The organism is Paractinoplanes abujensis, from assembly GCF_014204895.1.
In the GTDB taxonomy this organism is placed as follows: Bacteria; Actinomycetota; Actinomycetes; order Mycobacteriales; family Micromonosporaceae; genus Actinoplanes; species Actinoplanes abujensis.
Map to the genome: position 1 here is coordinate 7,926,408 of NZ_JACHMF010000001.1, position 17,737 is coordinate 7,944,144.

General features: G+C 70.8%; 14 protein-coding genes. 9 read left to right on the top strand and 5 right to left on the bottom strand.

Features of this window, described 5'->3' with window-relative positions; all coding sequences use genetic code 11:
* Positions 1–77 precede the first annotated feature (77 nt).
* Positions 78–2,213 (bottom strand): putative bifunctional diguanylate cyclase/phosphodiesterase, encoded by a 2,136-nt coding sequence (locus BKA14_RS36525; RefSeq protein WP_438861931.1) that lies wholly within the window; start codon positions 2,211–2,213, stop codon positions 78–80.
* Positions 2,214–2,482: 269 nt separating this feature from the next.
* Here BKA14_RS36525 and gatC point away from each other — a divergent pair, with 269 nt between their 5' ends.
* Genes gatC through gatB form a run of 3 tightly spaced genes read left to right on the top strand, consistent with a single transcriptional unit; the run spans position 2,483 to position 5,759 of the window.
* Positions 2,483–2,782, top strand: coding sequence for an Asp-tRNA(Asn)/Glu-tRNA(Gln) amidotransferase subunit GatC (gatC, locus tag BKA14_RS36530; RefSeq protein ID WP_184955305.1), 300 nt, complete (start codon positions 2,483–2,485; stop codon positions 2,780–2,782).
* A 5-nt stretch (positions 2,783–2,787) separates the two neighbouring features.
* Positions 2,788–4,263 carry an Asp-tRNA(Asn)/Glu-tRNA(Gln) amidotransferase subunit GatA gene (gatA, locus tag BKA14_RS36535; RefSeq protein WP_184955306.1) on the top strand — a complete coding sequence of 492 codons (1,476 nt, stop codon included), beginning with the start codon at positions 2,788–2,790 and terminating at the stop codon, positions 4,261–4,263.
* Positions 4,260–5,759 (top strand): Asp-tRNA(Asn)/Glu-tRNA(Gln) amidotransferase subunit GatB, encoded by a 1,500-nt coding sequence (gatB, locus tag BKA14_RS36540; protein ID WP_184955307.1) that lies wholly within the window; start codon positions 4,260–4,262, stop codon positions 5,757–5,759. The genes gatA and gatB overlap by 4 nt, the downstream gene beginning before the upstream one ends.
* Here the strand turns inward: gatB and BKA14_RS36545 are convergent.
* From BKA14_RS36545 to BKA14_RS36555, 3 genes are all read right to left on the bottom strand, one after another.
* On the bottom strand, positions 5,756–7,345 hold the full coding sequence (locus BKA14_RS36545) for a metallophosphoesterase family protein (RefSeq protein ID WP_184955308.1): 1,590 nt from the start codon (positions 7,343–7,345) through the stop codon (positions 5,756–5,758). The two genes, gatB and BKA14_RS36545, sit on opposite strands and share 4 nt — an antisense overlap.
* Before the next feature lie 62 nt (positions 7,346–7,407).
* Positions 7,408–8,583, bottom strand: a complete 1,176-nt coding sequence (locus BKA14_RS36550) for a PQQ-dependent sugar dehydrogenase (protein ID WP_239092545.1) — start codon at positions 8,581–8,583, stop codon at positions 7,408–7,410.
* 41 nt (positions 8,584–8,624) lie between these two features.
* Positions 8,625–9,011 (bottom strand): PH domain-containing protein, encoded by a 387-nt coding sequence (locus BKA14_RS36555; RefSeq protein WP_239092544.1) that lies wholly within the window; start codon positions 9,009–9,011, stop codon positions 8,625–8,627.
* Positions 9,012–9,075: 64 nt separating this feature from the next.
* Between BKA14_RS36555 and BKA14_RS36560 the strand changes: the two genes are divergently transcribed.
* The 3 genes from BKA14_RS36560 to BKA14_RS36570 all read left to right on the top strand — a co-directional run bounded on the left by BKA14_RS36560 (position 9,076) and on the right by BKA14_RS36570 (position 13,185).
* Positions 9,076–10,161, top strand: a complete 1,086-nt coding sequence (locus tag BKA14_RS36560) for a WD40/YVTN/BNR-like repeat-containing protein (RefSeq protein WP_184955309.1) — start codon at positions 9,076–9,078, stop codon at positions 10,159–10,161.
* Entirely contained in the window at positions 10,161–10,448 is a 288-nt protein-coding gene (locus BKA14_RS36565) for a MoaD/ThiS family protein (protein WP_184955310.1), read from the top strand. Before BKA14_RS36560 ends, BKA14_RS36565 begins: the two co-directional genes overlap by 1 nt.
* Before the next feature lie 121 nt (positions 10,449–10,569).
* Positions 10,570–13,185, top strand: a complete 2,616-nt coding sequence (locus BKA14_RS36570; protein WP_239092543.1) for a putative bifunctional diguanylate cyclase/phosphodiesterase — start codon at positions 10,570–10,572, stop codon at positions 13,183–13,185.
* On the opposite strand, the gene BKA14_RS36575 is transcribed toward BKA14_RS36570, so the two are convergent.
* Positions 13,182–14,195 (bottom strand): LacI family DNA-binding transcriptional regulator, encoded by a 1,014-nt coding sequence (locus BKA14_RS36575; RefSeq protein WP_184955312.1) that lies wholly within the window; start codon positions 14,193–14,195, stop codon positions 13,182–13,184. The two genes, BKA14_RS36570 and BKA14_RS36575, sit on opposite strands and share 4 nt — an antisense overlap.
* 310 nt (positions 14,196–14,505) lie before the next feature.
* On the opposite strand from BKA14_RS36575, the gene BKA14_RS36580 reads away from it, so the two are divergent.
* Genes BKA14_RS36580 through BKA14_RS36590 form a run of 3 tightly spaced genes read left to right on the top strand, consistent with a single transcriptional unit; the run spans position 14,506 to position 17,684 of the window.
* On the top strand, positions 14,506–15,792 hold the full coding sequence (locus BKA14_RS36580; RefSeq protein WP_184955313.1) for an ABC transporter substrate-binding protein: 1,287 nt from the start codon (positions 14,506–14,508) through the stop codon (positions 15,790–15,792).
* Between the two features lie 57 nt (positions 15,793–15,849).
* Entirely contained in the window at positions 15,850–16,830 is a 981-nt protein-coding gene (locus tag BKA14_RS36585; protein WP_184955314.1) for a carbohydrate ABC transporter permease, read from the top strand.
* Positions 16,827–17,684 (top strand): carbohydrate ABC transporter permease, encoded by an 858-nt coding sequence (locus tag BKA14_RS36590; RefSeq protein ID WP_184955315.1) that lies wholly within the window; start codon positions 16,827–16,829, stop codon positions 17,682–17,684. Before BKA14_RS36585 ends, BKA14_RS36590 begins: the two co-directional genes overlap by 4 nt.
* Positions 17,685–17,737 lie beyond the last annotated feature (53 nt).

A 17,737-nucleotide genomic window follows, 5' to 3' on the forward strand; every position in this document is an offset into this window, starting at 1 on the left:
AACTGAGGAGGCGGGGGCGTGGGCGGCGGTGACGCTACTGGGAGGCGGAGCGGCGGCGCGGCGTGGGCGGCGTGACGCTACTGAGTGGGCAGGGCGACGGTCGGGCGTAGCGGGCGGTAGCGGGCCAGCCAGTCGATCAGGTCGGCCGCCGGCATCGGGCGGGCGTGGAACCAGCCCTGGGCCGCGTGGCAGCCCGCTTCGGCGAGCAGGCGCCAGGTGCGTTCGTCCTCCACGCCCTCGGCCACGGCGCGCAGGCCCAGCGCCTCGGCCAGGTCGATGACGGAGCGCACTATCGCGGCGTCGCCGTGGTCGGTGGCCATGCCCAGCACGAACGAGCGGTCGATCTTCACTTCGGCCAGGGGCAGCCGGCGCAGGTGCTGCAGCGACGAATACCCGGTGCCGAAGTCGTCGAGCGAGATCGCGATGCCCATCCGGTCCAGCCGGGTGATCGTGCTCAGCACCCGGTGCGGGTCGGCCATCAACGCGCTCTCGGTGATCTCCAGCTGGAGCAGGTCGGGCGGGATGTCGTACGTGGTCAGCAGGTCGTCGACCCGGTCGGCGATGTCGCCCGCGTGCAGGTCACGCGCGCTGACGTTGACCGCTGCCCGCAGCGGCCGGCCCGCGTCGCGCCACTCGGCCAGCTGGGCCACCACGTCGTGCAGCACCCGCTCCGTGAGCAGCCGCATCACCGGGGTGGGCTCGGCCACCCGGATCAGGTCCTCCGGGCCGACCAGCCCACGTTCCGGGTGCCGCCAGCGCAGCAGCGCCTCCACGCCGACGACCTCGCCGGTCGCGATGGCGATCTGCGGCTGGTAGAAGAGCACGATCCCGTCGTCGGGCGAGTCGGAGCGCAGCGCGTGCCGCAGGTCGGCCAGCAGGGTGAGCCGGTCGGGGGTGTGGTGCGCCGAGTCCGGGCCGTAAATCGCGAACTGGTCGCCGCGCTGCTTGGCGTCGTACATGGCCGCCTCGGCTTCGCGCAGCAGCGTCGCGCTGTCGCTGCCCGGTTCCCGCTGCAGCGCGATCCCGATCGAGGCGGTCACGTCGACGGGCATGCCGTCCAGCGTGAAGGGCCGGTTGAGCGCCTCGGCCAGGTGCTCGGCGATGCGGCGTGCGGCCGGTGGACCGTCGACCCGGGTGGCCAGCACCGCGAATTCGTCGCCACCGAGCCGCACCACCAGGTCGTGCGCGGGCACCACAGCGGACAGCCGGAGCGCCACCTCGGCCAGGAGCCGGTCACCGACGCTGTGGCCGAGGGCGTCGTTGACCGTTCGGAAGCGGTCGAGGTCGAGCAGCAGCAGCGCCAGCCGCCGCCCCTTGGACTGTGACAGCACCGCGGCGTGCAGCGCCCGCCGGTTGGGCAGGCCGGTCAGCGCGTCGACCCGGGCGGCCCGCTCGAACTCGCCGGCCGAACGCACCATCCGGTGCACGGCGTGCAGCGCGAGCAGCACCAGCGGCACGAAGGCCAGCCCGACCTGGGCGGTGGCCAGCACCACCGGACCGAGCAGCAGCAGCGCGGCTGTGGCCAGCAACTCCACCCCGAACCGCCGCAGGCGCCGCAGCCGTTGGAGCCGTCCGGGGCGGTCGGCCATCGAGCGGGCGACGAGCGCGGCCAGCCCGTAGCGGGCGACGATCCACGCGCTGGCCGCGGCCACCGTCAGCAGGGCGTCGCCCCAGTCGGGGCCGGGGCCGATGCGCAGCGAGACGAGCTGCACGACCAGGCCGGCCGCTCCCAGCGCGACCGCGTGCTGCACGGCCAGGTGCAGGATGCGCCGGGCGGTGTGCCGCAGGCGGATGCCGGCCACTGTCACCGAGATCAGCTGGACGGCCAGGGCCGGCCCGTAACCCCAGGCCAGGGCGATGGCGAAGGTGAAGCAGATGGACGGCAGGATCACTTCGCTGGCGCGGCGGTGGGCCACCACGTACGGCCGGGCGTCGACGATCACGGCCAGGAAGCCCATCAGCCAGTACGCGGCGGGCAGGGCTTCGAAGTGCGGCCGGTCGAGCGCCCACAGCGCGGTGTCGGCGGCCGCCACGAGCAGCCCGGTGACCACCAGCGAACGCCGCCGCCGGGCCCGGTCCACCGGTGCGTTGCCGGGGGTGATCGGCCGCCGCCGGCGCACGATGATCGTGTCGCGGTCGACGTCGTCACAGCCTGCGTCGTACGCCTCGTCCTCGTGGACGGCCGCGGGGTCGCGGGGGCGTGCGGCGTCCATGCGACCTCCACCATGGCCTCGATCAACCGATCGTTCCCACGATAGATCCACATGGGCGATTAACCGCTAAACGGCTTTCCCGTTATCAAATCGGCATGAGCCGCCAAACGCTCATTAACCCTAAATTACCCCTTCTGGGGGACGTGCCTGCCGGCTCACTGAAGGCGTGTCATGCGGGTCGGGTGGTTGGCCCGTCCCGGGCGCCGGGCGGAACCGGGGGCGAAATAGACTCGTACGGTCAGCGACAGCTTTGAGGAAAGTAGGGCAGGATGGCCGCCATCTCCCGCGAAGAGGTTGCGCACCTCGCGCGCCTGTCGCGGCTCGCCGTGACCGAGGAGGAACTGGATCGGTTCGCGGGGCAGCTCGACGTGATCCTGCAGTCCGTGGCCCGGATCGGTGACGTGGCCGCCGACGACATCCCGCCCACTTCGCACTCGGTGCCGCTGACCAACGTGTATCGCGACGACGTGCCCGTGCCGAGCCTGACGCAGGAGGAGGCGCTCTCCGGCGCCCCCGACGCTTACGAGGGCCGGTTCCGGGTGCCCCAGATCCTGGCTGAGGAGGACTGACCGCCGTGTCTGACCTGACCAAGATGTCGGCGGCCCAGCTCGCCAAGGCGATCGCGGCCAAGGAGGCCTCGGCCGTCGAGGTCGCCACCGCCCACCTCGACCGCATCGACGCCGTCGACGAGCGGGTGCACGCCTTCCTCCACGTCGACCGCGAGGGCGCGCTGGCCGCCGCGGCCGACGTCGACGCCGGCAAGAGGACGGGCCCGCTGGCCGGTGTGCCGGTGGCCGTCAAGGACGTCATCGCCACCAAGGGCGTGCCCACCACGGCCGCTTCCAAGATCCTTGAGGGCTGGCGCCCGCCGTACGACGCGACGATCGTCGAGCGGCTGCGGGCGGCCGGCACGGTGATGCTCGGCAAGACCAACATGGACGAGTTCGCGATGGGCTCCTCCACCGAGTACTCGGCGTACGGGCCCACCAACAACCCGTGGGACCTGGGCCGCATCCCGGGCGGCTCGGGTGGCGGCAGCGCCGCGGCCGTCGCGGCGTACGAGGCGCCCTTGGCCATCGGCACCGACACGGGCGGCTCGATCCGGCAGCCCGGCGCGGTCACCGGCACGGTCGGCGCCAAGCCGACGTACGGCGGCACTTCCCGCTACGGGCTCATCGCGTTCTCGAGCTCGCTCGACACCCCGGGCCCTTGCGCCCGTACGGTTGAGGACGCGGCGCTGCTGCACTCGGTGATCGCCGGCCACGACGTGCGCGACTCCACCTCGATCCCGCAGCCCGTGCCCGACGTGGTCGGTGCGGCCCGCCGGGGTGCCGGGGGCGACCTGAGCGGCGTCAAGCTGGGCGTCGTCAAGGAGTTCGCCGGCGACGGCTCCGAGCCGGGGGTGCTCAGCGCGTTCCACGAGTCGCTGGAGGCGCTGGTCAAGCTGGGCGCCGAGGTCGTCGAGGTCTCCTGCCCCCACTTCCAGTACGCGTTGCCGGCCTACTACCTGATCGCCCCCAGTGAGGCCTCGTCCAACCTGGCCCGCTTCGACGGCGTGCGCTACGGCCTGCGTACGGGTGATGACGGCAGCCGCTCGCTGGAGGAGGTCATGTCGCTGACCCGGGACGCCGGTTTCGGCCCCGAGGTGAAGCGGCGCATCATCCTGGGGACGTACGCGTTGTCCAGCGGCTACTACGACGCCTACTACGGCCAGGCGCAGAAGGTCCGCACGCTGATCACGCGGGACTTCGAGGCGGCCTGGAAGAGCGTCGACGTGCTGGTCTCGCCGACCACCCCGTTCGTGGCGTTCCCGTTCGGCTCGCGCACGAGCGACCCGTACCAGATGTATCTGGCCGACCTTTTCACGATCCCCACCAACCTGTACGGCGGCCCGGCCATCTCGGTGCCGTGCGGGCTGTCCGAGGGTCTGCCGGTCGGTTTCCAGGTGATGGCCCCGACGATGGCCGACGACCGCATGTACCGGGTCGCCGCCGCCCTCGAGTCCGCCGTCGGCACGCTGACCCCACCCACGCTGGAGGCGACCGCATGACCACCACCGCGCTGCCCACCTACGAGGACGCCGTCTCGCGTTACGAGCCGGTCATCGGGCTCGAGACCCACGTCGAGCTGGGCACGGCCACCAAGATGTTCTGCGGCTGCCGCACTGATTTCGGCGCCGAGCCGAACACGCAGGTGTGCCCGGTCTGTCTGGGTCTGCCGGGGGCGCTGCCGGTGGCCAACCGCGCGGGCATCGAGGCCACCATCCGCATCGGTCTCGCGCTCAACTGCGACATCGCCGAGTGGTGCCGCATGGCGCGGAAGAACTACTTCTATCCCGACATGCCGAAGAACTTCCAGACCTCGCAGTACGACGAGCCCCTGTGCGTCGACGGTTACGTCGACGTCGAGGTCGACGGCAAGCAGTACCGGATCGGCATCGAGCGGGTGCACCTCGAGGAGGACACCGGCAAGTCGCTACACGTCGGCGGGGCCACGGGCCGCATCCACGGCGCCACCGAGTCGCTGGTCGACTACAACCGGGCCGGCATCCCGCTGGTCGAGATCGTGACCAAGCCGGTGCCGGGTCTGGGCGCGCTGGCCCCTGAGGTCGCGAAGGCCTACGTCGCCGAGCTGCGCGACATCATCCGCTCGCTCGGCGTCTCCGACGTGCGCATGGAGCAGGGCTCGCTGCGGTGCGACGTCAACACCTCGCTCAACAAGCCCGGCGAGGAGTGGGGCACCCGCACGGAGACCAAGAACGTGAACTCGCTGCGGTCGGTCGAGCGCGCGGTCCGGTCCGAGATCATCCGCCAGTCGGGCCTGCTCGACGAGGGCACCCGGATCTTCCAGGAGACCCGCCACTTCCAGGAGACGACCGGCGACACCCGGCCCGGCCGCTCCAAGGAGACCGCGACCGACTACCGCTACTTCCCCGAGCCCGACCTGGTGCCGATCGCGCCCGACAAGGCGTGGGTGGCCGAGCTCAAGGCCGCCCTGCCCGAGCGGCCGAGCAGCAAGCGGGCCCGGCTGCGCGAGGAGTGGGGGATCAGCGCGACCGACATGGAGTCGGTGGCCAACGCGGGCGCGGTCGAGCTGATCGAGGAGACCATCGCGGCCGGGGCCTCGCCCGCGGGCGCGCGCAAGTGGTGGATGGGCGAGCTGGCCCGCCGGGCCAACGAGACCGGCGTCGAGCTGGCCGCGGTCGGTGCCACGCCGGCCCAGGTGGCCGCCCTGCAGAAGCTGGTCGACGAGGGCAAGCTGAACGACAAGCTGGCCCGCCAGGTGCTCGAGGGCGTCGTGGCCGGCGAGGGTGACCCAGCTGCCGTGATGAACGCCCGGGGCCTCGGGGTTGTCTCCGACACGGGCGCGCTGACCAAGGCCGTCGACGACGCGATCGCCGCCAACCCCGACATCGCGGCCAAGGTGCGTGACGGCAAGGTGGCGGCGGCGGGCGCGCTGGTCGGCGCGGTCATGAAGACCACCCGCGGCCAGGCCGACGCCAAGACCGTGCGCGACCTGATCCTGGAGCGCCTGGGCGCGAGCTAAGGGGTCGGCGACAGCGACGGCGCGGGCGCCTCCTCGGGGTCCGCGCCGATCACGTTGCGCTGCATCTCCACGTTGGACTGGCCGGTGCCGCCCAGCCTGATGTCGTCGTAGGCCTTGAGCTGCCGGTTCTCGTCGAAGTAGAGCACCGACAGGCTCAGCGGCGTCGGCTCCTCCTTCTCGAGCCCGCGCAGCCCGGCTCCGCCCGTCGAACCTTCGATCATGAGCCGGGTGGCCAGTGGGGCCCCGTCGGTCCCGGAGGCCGCGGGGGCGGGCGACGCCGACGGTTCCGGTGCGGGGGCGGGCAGCAGCTCGACCGAACGCTGATGCCGGTGACCGGAGAGCACGAGCGGCACCACACCGGAGAGCGGCGGCGCCATCGCCGGGTCGTGCACGAGCGCGATGTCGACCGGCTTGTCCGACGCCCGGATCGTGTCGGCCAGTTGCGAGCCGGCCCGCAGCAGCGGCGACTGCGCCGGGTCGTCGGCGTCCCCGGCGGGCGGGGTCTCGCTCTTGTCCGGCGTGAACTCGGGGTCCCCGATGCCGCCGATGGTCAGGCCGGCCACCGTGGTGATCTTGTTGTCGAGCACTGTCGCGTTGCGCTGGCGGGCCACGGCGGCCTGGATCGACGCGGAGTCGTGGTTGCCGCGGACCCAGATGTACGGCACGCCGACCGAAGGGATCGAGGACGCGTACCCGGTCTCGGCCGTGCTGCCCCAGTCGACCAGGTCGCCGGTGTCGATCACGGCGTCGATGTCGAAGGTCTGCACCACCGTCCGGATCAGCCCGTACGCCTGGGGGCTGAGGTGCAGGTCGGAGACGTGCAGGAGGCGGGTCGTGTTTTCCGCGGGCTCGTAGACCGGCAGCGACGACACGGTCGTGTAGAGCCGGCTCACGTTGCTGACGATCTGGTTGAGCTGGTCGGCGTACCTGCCGTAGTTGTCGGCGATCCGCCGCGCGTCACCGACGACGGCGGGCGCGTTGACCAGCAACCCCTCGTAGCGCGGCTCGGCGATCGAGTCGGGCCGCAGGGTGGTCGCGGCCAGGCCCAGGCTGCCCCCGGTGACGAGCAGGGCGGTCACTCCCGAGGCGGCGACTCGGCGGACGTTGCGGAAGATCAGTGCGCTCAGCACCAGGGCGCTGAGCACGGCGATGCCCAGCGTCCGCACGCCCAGGCGGATCACACCGTCGCGCACGTCGGTGACGGCGTTCTCACCGGCCCGGCTGATCGTGGCCGGGTCGTCGATCAGGGCCTCCGTACGGCTCTGGTCGAGCGCGGCCAGGTTGACCTTGAGGTGGATCGGGCCGTCGTGGCTGTCCAGGTGCAGCGAACCGAGCGGGGGCAGGTCGACCTCGGTGCCGCCCAGGATCGACGGGTTGATCGACATCTCGGCGCGGAACGGCCCGACGTTGACGTTGGCGTGGGCGAACAGCATCGTGCCGATGACCGCGCCGCCCACGCTGATCACGGCGATCATGGCCGCCATCCGCACCCGTCTGGTCCACGGGTTGCGCCTGAGCCTTCCCACCACGTACGGGAATCGGCGGACCGCAGAGAGGAAGCGCCGGGGCCGAGTCTGCTCGATCATCGTCGGCTCACCTGCCCCGCCCTTCCGCCAGTCAAACCGTTGTCCCCACCACCGTGGCATGGTCAGCTGCGACCGGCGCCGCCGTCCGAGAAGACCAGCCGGATGATCCGGTCGTCGTCGGGGGCCGGGGTGCCCGCCTCCTCCTGGTTCGACGTGCCGATCCAGAGCGAGCCGTCGGGCGCGGCGATCATGCTGCGCAGCCGGCCGTACTCGCCGACGAGCGCCTCCTGCGGCGTGCCCAGGACGGTGCCGTTCTGGGTCACGTTGAGCAGGTAGGCGCGCTTGCCGTCCAGGCACGCGGCGGCGACCATCTGCTCCAGCACGGCGACGCCGGAGCAGTTCGAGTCCTTGACCGGCCAGCTGAACATCGGGTTGGTCAGCTTCGTGTCGCTGCCGGGGCCGTCGGCCTTGGGCCAGCCGTAGTTCTTGCCCTTGACGATCACGTTGAGCTCGCCCGACTTCTTCTGCCCGCTCTCACTCGCGTACAGGCGCTTGGTCTTGTCCCAGGCCAGACCCTGCACATTGTGATGACCCGAGCTCCAGACCAGGCTGTCCTTGACCGGGTTGCCCGCGGCGGGCTTGCCGGCAGTGGTCATCCGCAGGATCTTGCCGCCGAGGCTCTTCGGATTCTGCGCCTGGGCGCCGGTCGGGGTGCCGTCGCCGGTGCCCGCGTAGAGCTGGCCGTCGGGACCGAAGGCGAGCGCGCCGCCGTTGACGGCGTCCGAGCGGGGGATGCCGGTCAGGATGGGCTGCAGCTTCTGGCCGAGCACCAGCTTGCCGACCCGGTTGTCCTTGGCGGTGGAGTAGTAGACGAACACCGTCTTGTCGGTCTCGTACTTGGGCGAGACCGCGATGCCGAGCAGACCGCCGTCGTCGGAGGCGCGCACCTCGGCCAGCCGCTGCGCCTCGGTGACGGCCAGGCCCTCGGCGTCGGACTCGGGGCCGACCTTGAGGATGCGCGCGGTGTCGCGCTCGGTCACCAGCGCCGACCCGTCGGGCAGGAAGGCCATGCCCCATGGCACGTCGAGACCCTTGGCGAGCACCGTGACCGCGACCTCCTGGCTGCCGCCGCTCGGGTCCTGCGCCTCGTCGGAGGCATCGGCCGACGGCTTCGGCAGGTTGGGCGGCGCGCCCTGCTGGTCCGGATCGGGCGGCCCGAAGCTGCAGGCCGAGGCGAGGCCCAGCACGGCGGCGAGCGTCACCGAGACGGCGCGGGCCCGGCGGGAACGCACGATCACTCGACCTCCTCGAGGTTGCGACGCACCCCAGGGTAGCGAGGTCAACTGGGAGGCTGGTCGGAGTGGCCGATCTGCTGGCCGCCGGCGGCCAGAACGCGGGGCAGGTTGTCGGAGGTGACGCCGGTCAGCCGGATCACGTTGCCGTTGTCGAGCAGCGCGGAGATCTGCCCGCCGGCGTCGGGGGCGAGCTCACTGACCCGCTGCCACGGCACTCGGGTGCTGCCGACCAGGGCGCGCACCCGCAGCTCGTCGGCGTAGACGTCGGTGCCGGCCCGCCAGGCCCACACGAAGACGACGACCGGGATCAGCAGAACCGGAGTGAGCTGCCACATCGCGCCGGCCAGGGGCACGGCGCAGACGAACGCGATCACCGCGGCGACCATCAGGGCGCCGGTCTTGCGGACGCGCAGCAGGGGCTTGGACCTCACCGGTTCATCTTCCCACCCACTCTGTGCGGTGCTTCTGCCGGTCCCGGCGCGCATACTCGGCCGCATGACTGTCCTGCTCGCCATCGGCACACAGAAAGGCCTGTTCCTGGCCACGAGCGACACCGAACGCCGGACCTGGCAGGTCGGCCCGGCACACTTTCCCGGTACGGCGATCTACACGGTCGGCGTGGACCTACGCGGCCCGCGGCCCCGCTTGCTGGCGGCCGTGGACAATTCGCATTTCGGGCCGAGCGTGGCCGTCAGCGACGACCTCGGCGCGACCTGGCACGAACCCGACGCCGCCCCGATCGCCTTCCCGGCCGAGGCGGGCGTCGCGGTCGAGCGGGTCTGGCAGATCGTGCCCGGGCACCCCGACGAGCCCGGCGTGGTCTACGCGGGCTCACAGCCTTCCGCGTTGTTCCGCTCGACCGACGGCGGGGAGTCGTTCGAGCTGGTCCGTGGTTTGTGGGACCACCCGCACCGGCCGCAGTGGGGTGCCGGTTTCGGCGGCCAGGCGATCCATACGATCCTGCCCCACCCCGGCGACCCGGCCCGGCTGCTCGTGGCCATGTCGACCGGCGGGGTCTACCGCTCCGGCGACGGGGGCGCGAGCTGGGCCCCGGCCAACCGGGGGATCAAGGCGTATTTCTTCCCCGACCCGTGGCCCGAGTTCGGCCAGTGCGTGCACCGGGTGGCCCGCGACGCCGGCGACCCCGAGTGCCTGTACGCCCAGAACCACCACGGCGTCTACCGCTCGGCCGACGGCGGCGACAGCTGGCAGTCGATCGCGGACACGCTGCCCTCGGACTTCGGTTTCCCGATGGTCGCCCACCCACGCCGGGCCGGCACGATCTGGAACTTCCCGCTCACCGCGGACGGCGAACGTCACCCCACCGAACTGCGCTGCCGGGTCTACCGGTCGACCGACGCGGGCCGGACGTGGGAGCCGCAGCAGCGCGGTCTGCCCACGGGGCCCTACTACCCGGTCGTGCTGCGCGACGCCATGTGCACCGACGAGCACGACCCGGTGGGTGTCTACTTCGGCACGAGGTGCGGCGAGGTGTTCGCCACCAACGACGAGGGCGAGAGCTGGTCGACCGTGGTGTCGCATCTGCCCGACGTGCTCAGCGTGCGGGCGGTGACCGTCTGATGCCGGTGCTGCTGGTGCCGGGCGTGCTGCGGGCCGAGGCGGGCGGTGAGTCGCGGCTCGAGATCGCCGCCGCCGGCACTCTGGGTGCGGTGCTGGCCGAGGTCGGCGAGCGGTGGCCCCGGCTGGCCCGGCGCATCCGTGACGAGCAGGGTGCCGTACGGCGTTACGTCAACGTCTATGTGGACGGCGAGGACGCGCGGCGCGCGGCCGGTCTGGCCACCCCGGTCGGCCCGGGCTCGGAGATCCAGGTGTTGCCGTCGGTGGCCGGCGGCTCCGTTTGTCCATAGCCGACGATCTGGAAGTGCGGAGGAGCAACACGCGGCCGTAACCTGTTCGAGGGACGTTCGTTGTCCGGTGCAGCTCCCTCTGTCCCCCTGTTCGGCCAAGAATTGCAGAGGATCCGTCGACGTGGCAGTGCCGCTCCCCCCGCGCGCCGCCCGGCCTCAAGGCCGGGCGTGGCTGCTGGGCGTGCCCGTGGCCGCGGCGGTCGTGCTGCTGACCGGGCTGACCGGGGTGGTCGCGCCCGAGGTGGCTCTGGCCGCCGGGGCCGGTGGCTGCGCCCTGTGGGCCACCGCGGTGCTGGTGCGGGCGGCGCTCTCGATCCACCACGCCGACCGCTCGTTCGTGGCCTGCCGCGGTGCCGGTTTCGTGGGGCTGGGTGCTCTCGCCACGGCCCTGGCCGCGCTGGTCCCGCTGCTGGCGCCGCCGGGCGCGGCGGTCTGGGTGACGATCGTCTTCGGCCTGGCCGCCGCCTGTTACGCGGTCGGCACCCTGCTGCTGCCGGGCTCGGGCAAGGGCTGGGTCGTGCACTCCCGGCGGGCCTTCGACGGCCTCGGGCTGGGCGTGAGCCTGGCCTTCGCGGGTTACCTGCTCACTCCGGAACAGTCGGAGCGCCCGGCCGGTTTGCCGGTGACCCTGATCGGCGCCACCGGCATCGCGATCGTGCTGGTGGCCATGCTGCGCGGCTGGCCGGCCCGGCGTCCGGCGGTGCGCTGCGGCATCGGGGCGATCCTCGTGCTCAGCGGCCTGGCCGCGGTCACGACGCTGCTCGCGGCGGACGCCGGTGGCCCGCTGCTGGCCCTGTTCGGGCTGCCGATCGTGGGCGGCCTGGCCCTGACCGCCGAGGGCGGCTCCCGCCGCGACCTGCCCGCGCCGGCGCTGGAGCCGCGCAACCCGGATCAATATCTGGCCAGCTATCCGCTGCTGGCCGTGCCGGCCGGGGTGGGTGTGGTGGCCGCCGTCTGGCATCTGATCGTGGCCCGCGAGTTCGACCCGACCAGCATCATTCTCGGCATCGCCATGGTCGCCGTGCTGGCGATGCGCGAACTGCTCGTCGTGCACGACATCCGGCGCTACGCGGGCCAGTTGCAGACCGCCGAGGCCCACTTCCGTTCGCTGGTCGCCGGGGCCACCGACCTCACCCTGGTGCTCGACGAGAACCTCCGGATCACCTGGCAGTCGCCGGCCGCGTCGCGTCTGTTCGGCCTGGACGACAACGCGGTGGTCGGCCGCACGTTCGGCGACCTGATCCACGCCGAGGACGTCGAGATCGCGCAGGAGATCATCGATTCGGTGCTGGCCGGGGAGCCCGCCGACGGGCCGCCCGCGCTGGTCACGGCCCGCATGCGTGACGGCGCCGGGCTGTGGCGCGACACCGAGTCGACCATCTCCGACCAGCGCGGTGTGCCCGAGGTGGCGGCGCTGGTCGTGCACGTGCGCGACATCGGCGAGCGGCGGCACCTCGAGCGGACGCTGCACAAACTCTCGTACACCGATCAACTCACCGGGCTGGCCAACCGGCGGGCGCTGATGCGCGACCTGCTGGCCCACCGGCGACGGGCGGGCCGACCGGGCACGCTGCTGGTGATCGACCTGCACGGCCTGGCCGAGATCAACGACAGCCGGGGCCGCGAGACCGGCGACGCGGTGCTGATCGAGGTGGGCCGGCGCATCCGCGGCCTGCTGGGCGCCGAGGACGTGCCGGCCCGGCTCGGCGGTGACGAGTTCGCGGTGCTGACCGCCGACGGCGCGGTGCTGGCGTACGCGCTGGCCACCCGCATCGCGACCGTGCTGGCCGAGCCGCACCGGCTGCCCGGCGCGACAGTCGAGCTGCACACCAGCATCGGCCTGGCCGAACTGGCCGGCGGCGACGATTCCGACGAGGTGCTGCGCCACGCCGACCTGGCCCGGAAGCGGGCCCGCCAGCTCGGGCTGGACCGGGTCGAGTGGTACGACCCCGACGTCGAGATGAAGCTGAACCGCCGGATGGACCTCGAGCGCGAGCTGCTCGGGGCGGCCGACCGGGGCGAGCTCGACCTGGTCTTCCAGCCGGTGGTCGACCTGCGCGACCAGCAGCCGGTGGGTGTGGAGGCGCTGCTGCGCTGGCGGCACCCCCAGCTGGGCACGATCCTGCCGCACGAGTTGCTGCCGATCGCCCGCGCCGTGGGCATCTCGGCCGAACTCGACGAGTGGGTGCTCGACACCGCCTGCAAGCGGTTGTCCGGCTGGGCGGGCGGCGACAACGGCTTCTGGCTGTCGGTCAACGTGTCCCCGCGCGAGCTGCTCACGGCCCGCTTCCCCGACCGGGTGGCGGCCACCCTCAAGCGGTACGGCGTGGATCCCGAGCGCCTGGTGGTCGAGGTGGCCGAGACGTGGATCGCCGAGGACGTGCCGGCGATCGTGGCCTCGCTGGCCGGGCTGCGCAAATTGGGTGTGCGGGCCGCGCTCGACGATTTCGGCGCCGGGCAGGCCTCGCTGTCGCACCTGCGGCGCCTGCCGGTCGACATGCTCAAGCTGCACACGTCGCTGGCCGGCGCGGAGCCGGGTAACGGGCCCGCGGTGATCGACGTGGTGGTCAGCCTGGGCCGCCGTCTGGGTCTCGAGATCGTGGCCAAGGGGCTGGAGACCCAGGAGCAGATCGAGCGGGCCGCGGCGGCCGGATGCCTCTACGGGCAGGGATTCGCTCTGGGCCGGCCGACGCCGGCCGAGCGCATCGAGGCGTATCTGGAAACGCACCGCGCCTAACGCGGCGGCGCGGTGCTTCCGCGGGGCGTCAGGTGGGCCGTGCCGGCCTCGACGTTGTTGACCTGCTTGCCGTCGATCGCCGCCAGCAGCTCGCGGGCGGCGTGCGCGCCGTATTCGGCGATGTCGCGCGACAGGGCCGTGAGCGGCGGGTGCACCAGGCTGCACAGTGGAGAGTCGTCCCAGGCCACGATGGAGAGGTCGCCCGGCACGGCGAGCCCCATCTCCTGCGCCACGGCCAGGCCGGCCACGGCCATCACGTCGTTGTCGTAGATGATCGCGGTGGGGCGGCCGGCGCCGATCAGGAGCCGGCGCGTCGCCCGGCCGCCCTCTTCGCCGGTGTAGTCGGACGGCACGGTCAATGCCTCGTTGAGGCCGAGCGAGGCACAGACGTCGTTGAAGGCCCGGGTGCGCGCCTTGGTGTGCAGCAGGCCGGGCAGACCGCTGACCCGGGCGATCCGCCGGTGGCCGAGCGCGACCAGGTAGCGCACCGTCTCGGTGATCGCGCCGGCGTCGTCCGACCAGACTTGGGCGATCTTGCCGGTGTCGCCGGGGCCGCCGATGACGACTGCCGGAAGTTGCAGCTTCTGCAGAACCGGGATACGGAGGTCGTTCTCCCGCAGGTCGGTCACGATCACGCCGTCGATGCGGCGCTCGCCCCACCACCGGCGGTAGACCTCGACCTCCTGCTCGGGGGTGGCCACGACCTGGAGGGTCAACGCGTACGACCGGGCGGCCAGCTCGGCCTCGAACCCGCTGATCAGGCCCATGAAGAAGGGCTCGATGCTGAGGATGCGGGCCGGGCGGGACAGGGTCAGCCCGACGGCACGCGCGCTCGCCCCGGACAGGGCCCGCGCGGCGCTGTTGGGGTTGAAGCCGATCTCCTGGGCGATGGCGACGATGCGCTGCCGGGTCGCCTCGGAGACGCCGGGCTGGCCGTTCAGCGCGTACGACACCGCGCCTTTGGACACGCCCGCCCGCCGCGCTATGTCGGCGATCGTGGGCCGCTTCACTCGGTCTCCTCTTTTCCGCCGAGCCTACCGGCGGAGTTTACCGGTGCCGGGATCGGTAGAGCGCTCTCACGCGGAACCACGCCGAGCTGAACGAGCGGCGGAAGCGTGTCTTGATCGGTTAAGTGTTGGCCACCACACCCCACTTTGTAAACAGCCATCACGGCATACGTCCGTTTTTAGCCGCTTAACAAGCACTGACAACGGTGCCAGATCACCGATGTAACACGGTATTGACAGTCATCGAGGGGCGGCTTAACGTCTCCACAACTTACCCGGTTCAGTTAACTCTCTCCGGCAGTGGAGGCAACACATGAGACGGACTTTGAGCGCGGTCGCGGCCGGCCTTGCGGCAACCTTGGTGATTGCGGGATGCAGTGGTCGTGACCTCGAGAGCAGCAACGAGACCGAGGGCGGCAGCGGCGAGCAGGTCACGCTGAAGGTTGCCTTCTGGGGTGACATGGGCCTGGACAAGCTGAAGGCCGACTACGAGAAGGCCCACCCGAACGTCAAGATCGTGCTGAACACCGGCGAGTTCAACGCCCAGCACGAGGACCTGCAGAAGAAGCTGGTCGCGGGCACCGGCGCGCCGGACATCTCGGCGGTCGACGAGGGCTTCATCGTCCAGTTCCGTAACCAGTCCGACAAGTTCGTCAACCTGCTCGACAAGGGCGCCGGCGAATTCGAGTCGAAGTACCTGGACTGGAAGTGGAAGGCGTCCATGTCGGCCGACGGCAAGCAGATCGGCCTCGGCACCGACGTCGGCGGCCTGGCCATGTGCTACCGCTCCGACCTGTTCAAGGCGGCCGGCCTGCCCACCGACCGCGAACAGGTTTCGAAGCTGTGGACCAACTGGGACCAGTTCATCGAGGTCGGTAAGCAGTACGTGGCCAAGACCGGCAAGAAGTTCGTCGACTCCGGCACCAACATGTTCAACCCCGTGCTCGCCCAGCAGCCGGTCGGCTTCTACGACGACCAGGAACAGCTGCAGATGAACGGTGGCCCCAAGGTCGCGTTCGACGTGAGCATGAAGGCGATCGACGCCGGCATCTCGGCCAACCTCGCGAGCTTCCAGCCCAACTGGAACCAGGGCTTCAAGAAGGACCAGTTCGCCGTGCTGGCCTGCCCGGCGTGGATGCTGGGCCACATCCAGGAGACCGCGCCCGACCAGAAGGGCAAGTGGGACATCGCCGCGATCCCGGGCGGCGGCGGCAACTGGGGCGGCTCCTGGTGGACCGTTCCGTCGCAGGGCAAGAACATCGACGCCGCCACCGACTTCGTGAAGTGGATGGTCCAGCCGGAGCAGCAGATCGAGGTCTTCAAGACGGTCGGCAACCTGCCCTCGCAGCCCGACCTCTACAAGGACCCGGCGGTGCTGGACTACAAGAAGGAGTTCATGAGCAACGCGCCCACCGGCCAGATCTTCGCGGCCACCGCGGCCAACCTCAAGCCGCAGTACCTGGGCAAGAAGAACGGCCCGACCCGCGTGGCGGTGGAGAACGTCATCACCCGGGTGCAGCAGGGCGGGCTCAAGTCGGATGCGGCGTGGGCCGAAGCGGTCAAGCAGGCCGAAAAGGTCGCCAAGACCGGCAAGGCCTGATCGGTTCAGCCAGGCGGGGCGGCGTCATGCCGCCCCGCTCTTCCCTAGGAGAAGGCCGTGTCCCTCACAGAGCTCCGGCCGGCGTCGCATCGACCCGCCCCGCCGCCGAAGAAGGTCAAGACCAGGAGCTGGCTCTACCGGTTCGACAACAAGACCATCCCGTACGTTTTCATCTCCCCGTTCTTCATCCTGTTCGGCATTTTCGGCGTCTTCCCGCTGGTCTTCAACGGGATCGTCGCGGTGCGGAACTGGCGGCTGGACGACCCGACGCTGACCGGCTGGGCGGGTTTCGCGAACTTCGAGCGCCTGCTGTCCGATGAGGACTTCTGGAACGCGCTGGGCAACACGTTCGGCATCTTCATCCTCTCCACCGTGCCGCAGCTGCTGCTCGCCCTGATCATCGCGAACCTGCTCAACCGCAAGCTGCGCGGCAACACCTTCTGGCGGATCGGGATCCTGCTGCCGTACCTGACCCCGGTTGTCGCCTCCACCCTGGTCTTCGCGATCTTCTTCGCCCGCGACAACGGCATGGCCAACTGGTTCCTGTCGCTGGTCGGCTTCGGGGAGGAGACCCCGCTCGACTGGCGGGCGCAGAAGTGGAGCGCCTGGATCGCCATCGCCACGATGGTCAACTGGAAGTGGATCGGCTACAACGCCCTGCTCTACCTGTCGGCGATGCAGGCCATTCCCAAGGACGTGTACGAGGCGGCGGCCGTGGACGGGGCCGGCGCGTGGCGGCAGTTGTGGCGGATCACCGTGCCGATGATCCAGCCGGTCGTGGTGTTCACCGTGATCCTGTCCACCATCGGCGGCCTGCAGCTGTTCAACGAGCCGATGATGTTCGACGAGAACCCGCAGTCGGCCAGCGGCGGCTCGGCCCACCAGTTCCAGACGATCGCCCAGCTCATCTACAAGGTCGGCTGGAAGGACCTCGACCTCGGGTACGCGGCCGCCATGTCCTGGGCGCTGTTCCTGATCATCCTGATCGTCGCCGGCGTCAACACCCTGCTCACCCGGCGCATCGGAGGCGACCGATGACCAAGACGTACGTGAATCGCGCCCCTCAGGACACCCGGGGCACCTGGCTGACGTACGCGGCCCTCGTGGTTGTGCTGCTGTTCTCGGCCTTCCCGGTCTACTGGATGTTCGTCATCTCGACGAGCACCGACGAAGCCGTGGCCCAGATCCCGCCGTCGATTCTTCCCGGCGGCGAGTTCTGGACCAACGCCAACGAGGTGTTCACGCTCAACGAGGTCTTCTTCGCGGCCTCGCTGATCAACAGCGTGATCGTGTCGTCAGTGATCACCCTGGCCACGCTGTTCTTCTGCTCACTGGCCGGCTTCGCGTTCGCCAAGCTGCGCTTCCGCGGCCGCAACGCGCTGATGGTCGTGGTCGTGCTGACGCTTACCGTGCCCAGCCAGCTCGGCATCGTCGCCCTCTACATCGTGATGGGCAAGCTCGGCTGGAACGGCACCCTGCTCGCGGTCATCGCGCCCGGGCTGGTCAGCGCGTTCGGCGTCTTCTACATGCGGCAGTTCATCGCGCACGCCGTGCCCGACGAGCTGGTCGAGTCGGCCCGCATCGACGGGGCGCTGAACATGCGCGTCTACTGGAACATCGTGCTCCCGGCGATCCGTCCGGCGCTGGCCGTGCTGGGCCTGCTCACGTTCGTGATGGCCTGGAACGACTTCCAGTGGCCGCTGATCCAGCTCAACGGCACCGACTTCCCGACCTCGATGGTCGCCCTGTCCGACCTGGCCAGCGGCAACTACGTGATCTACCGGCGGGTGCTGGCGGGTGCGTTCATCGCCACAGTTCCCCTGATCGTCCTGCTGTTGATCGGCGGACGGCAGATCGTACGAGGGATCATGGAAGGCGCCGTGAAGTCCTGATCCGCGTTTGTTGACAGGCCCGTACGCGTTGTCGTCAGGCCCGCAGAAGGAGA

Coding starts and splice junctions, on each gene's coding strand:
- BKA14_RS36525 (WP_438861931.1), bottom strand. CDS start 2,213: ATGGACGCCGCACGCCCCCGCGACCCCGCGGCCGTCCACGAGGACGAG.
- BKA14_RS36580 (WP_184955313.1), top strand. CDS start 14,506: ATGAGACGGACTTTGAGCGCGGTCGCGGCCGGCCTTGCGGCAACCTTG.
- BKA14_RS36565 (WP_184955310.1), top strand. CDS start 10,161: ATGCCGGTGCTGCTGGTGCCGGGCGTGCTGCGGGCCGAGGCGGGCGGT.
- BKA14_RS36590 (WP_184955315.1), top strand. CDS start 16,827: ATGACCAAGACGTACGTGAATCGCGCCCCTCAGGACACCCGGGGCACC.
- BKA14_RS36545 (WP_184955308.1), bottom strand. CDS start 7,345: ATGATCGAGCAGACTCGGCCCCGGCGCTTCCTCTCTGCGGTCCGCCGA.
- gatC (WP_184955305.1), top strand. CDS start 2,483: ATGGCCGCCATCTCCCGCGAAGAGGTTGCGCACCTCGCGCGCCTGTCG.
- BKA14_RS36560 (WP_184955309.1), top strand. CDS start 9,076: ATGACTGTCCTGCTCGCCATCGGCACACAGAAAGGCCTGTTCCTGGCC.
- gatB (WP_184955307.1), top strand. CDS start 4,260: ATGACCACCACCGCGCTGCCCACCTACGAGGACGCCGTCTCGCGTTAC.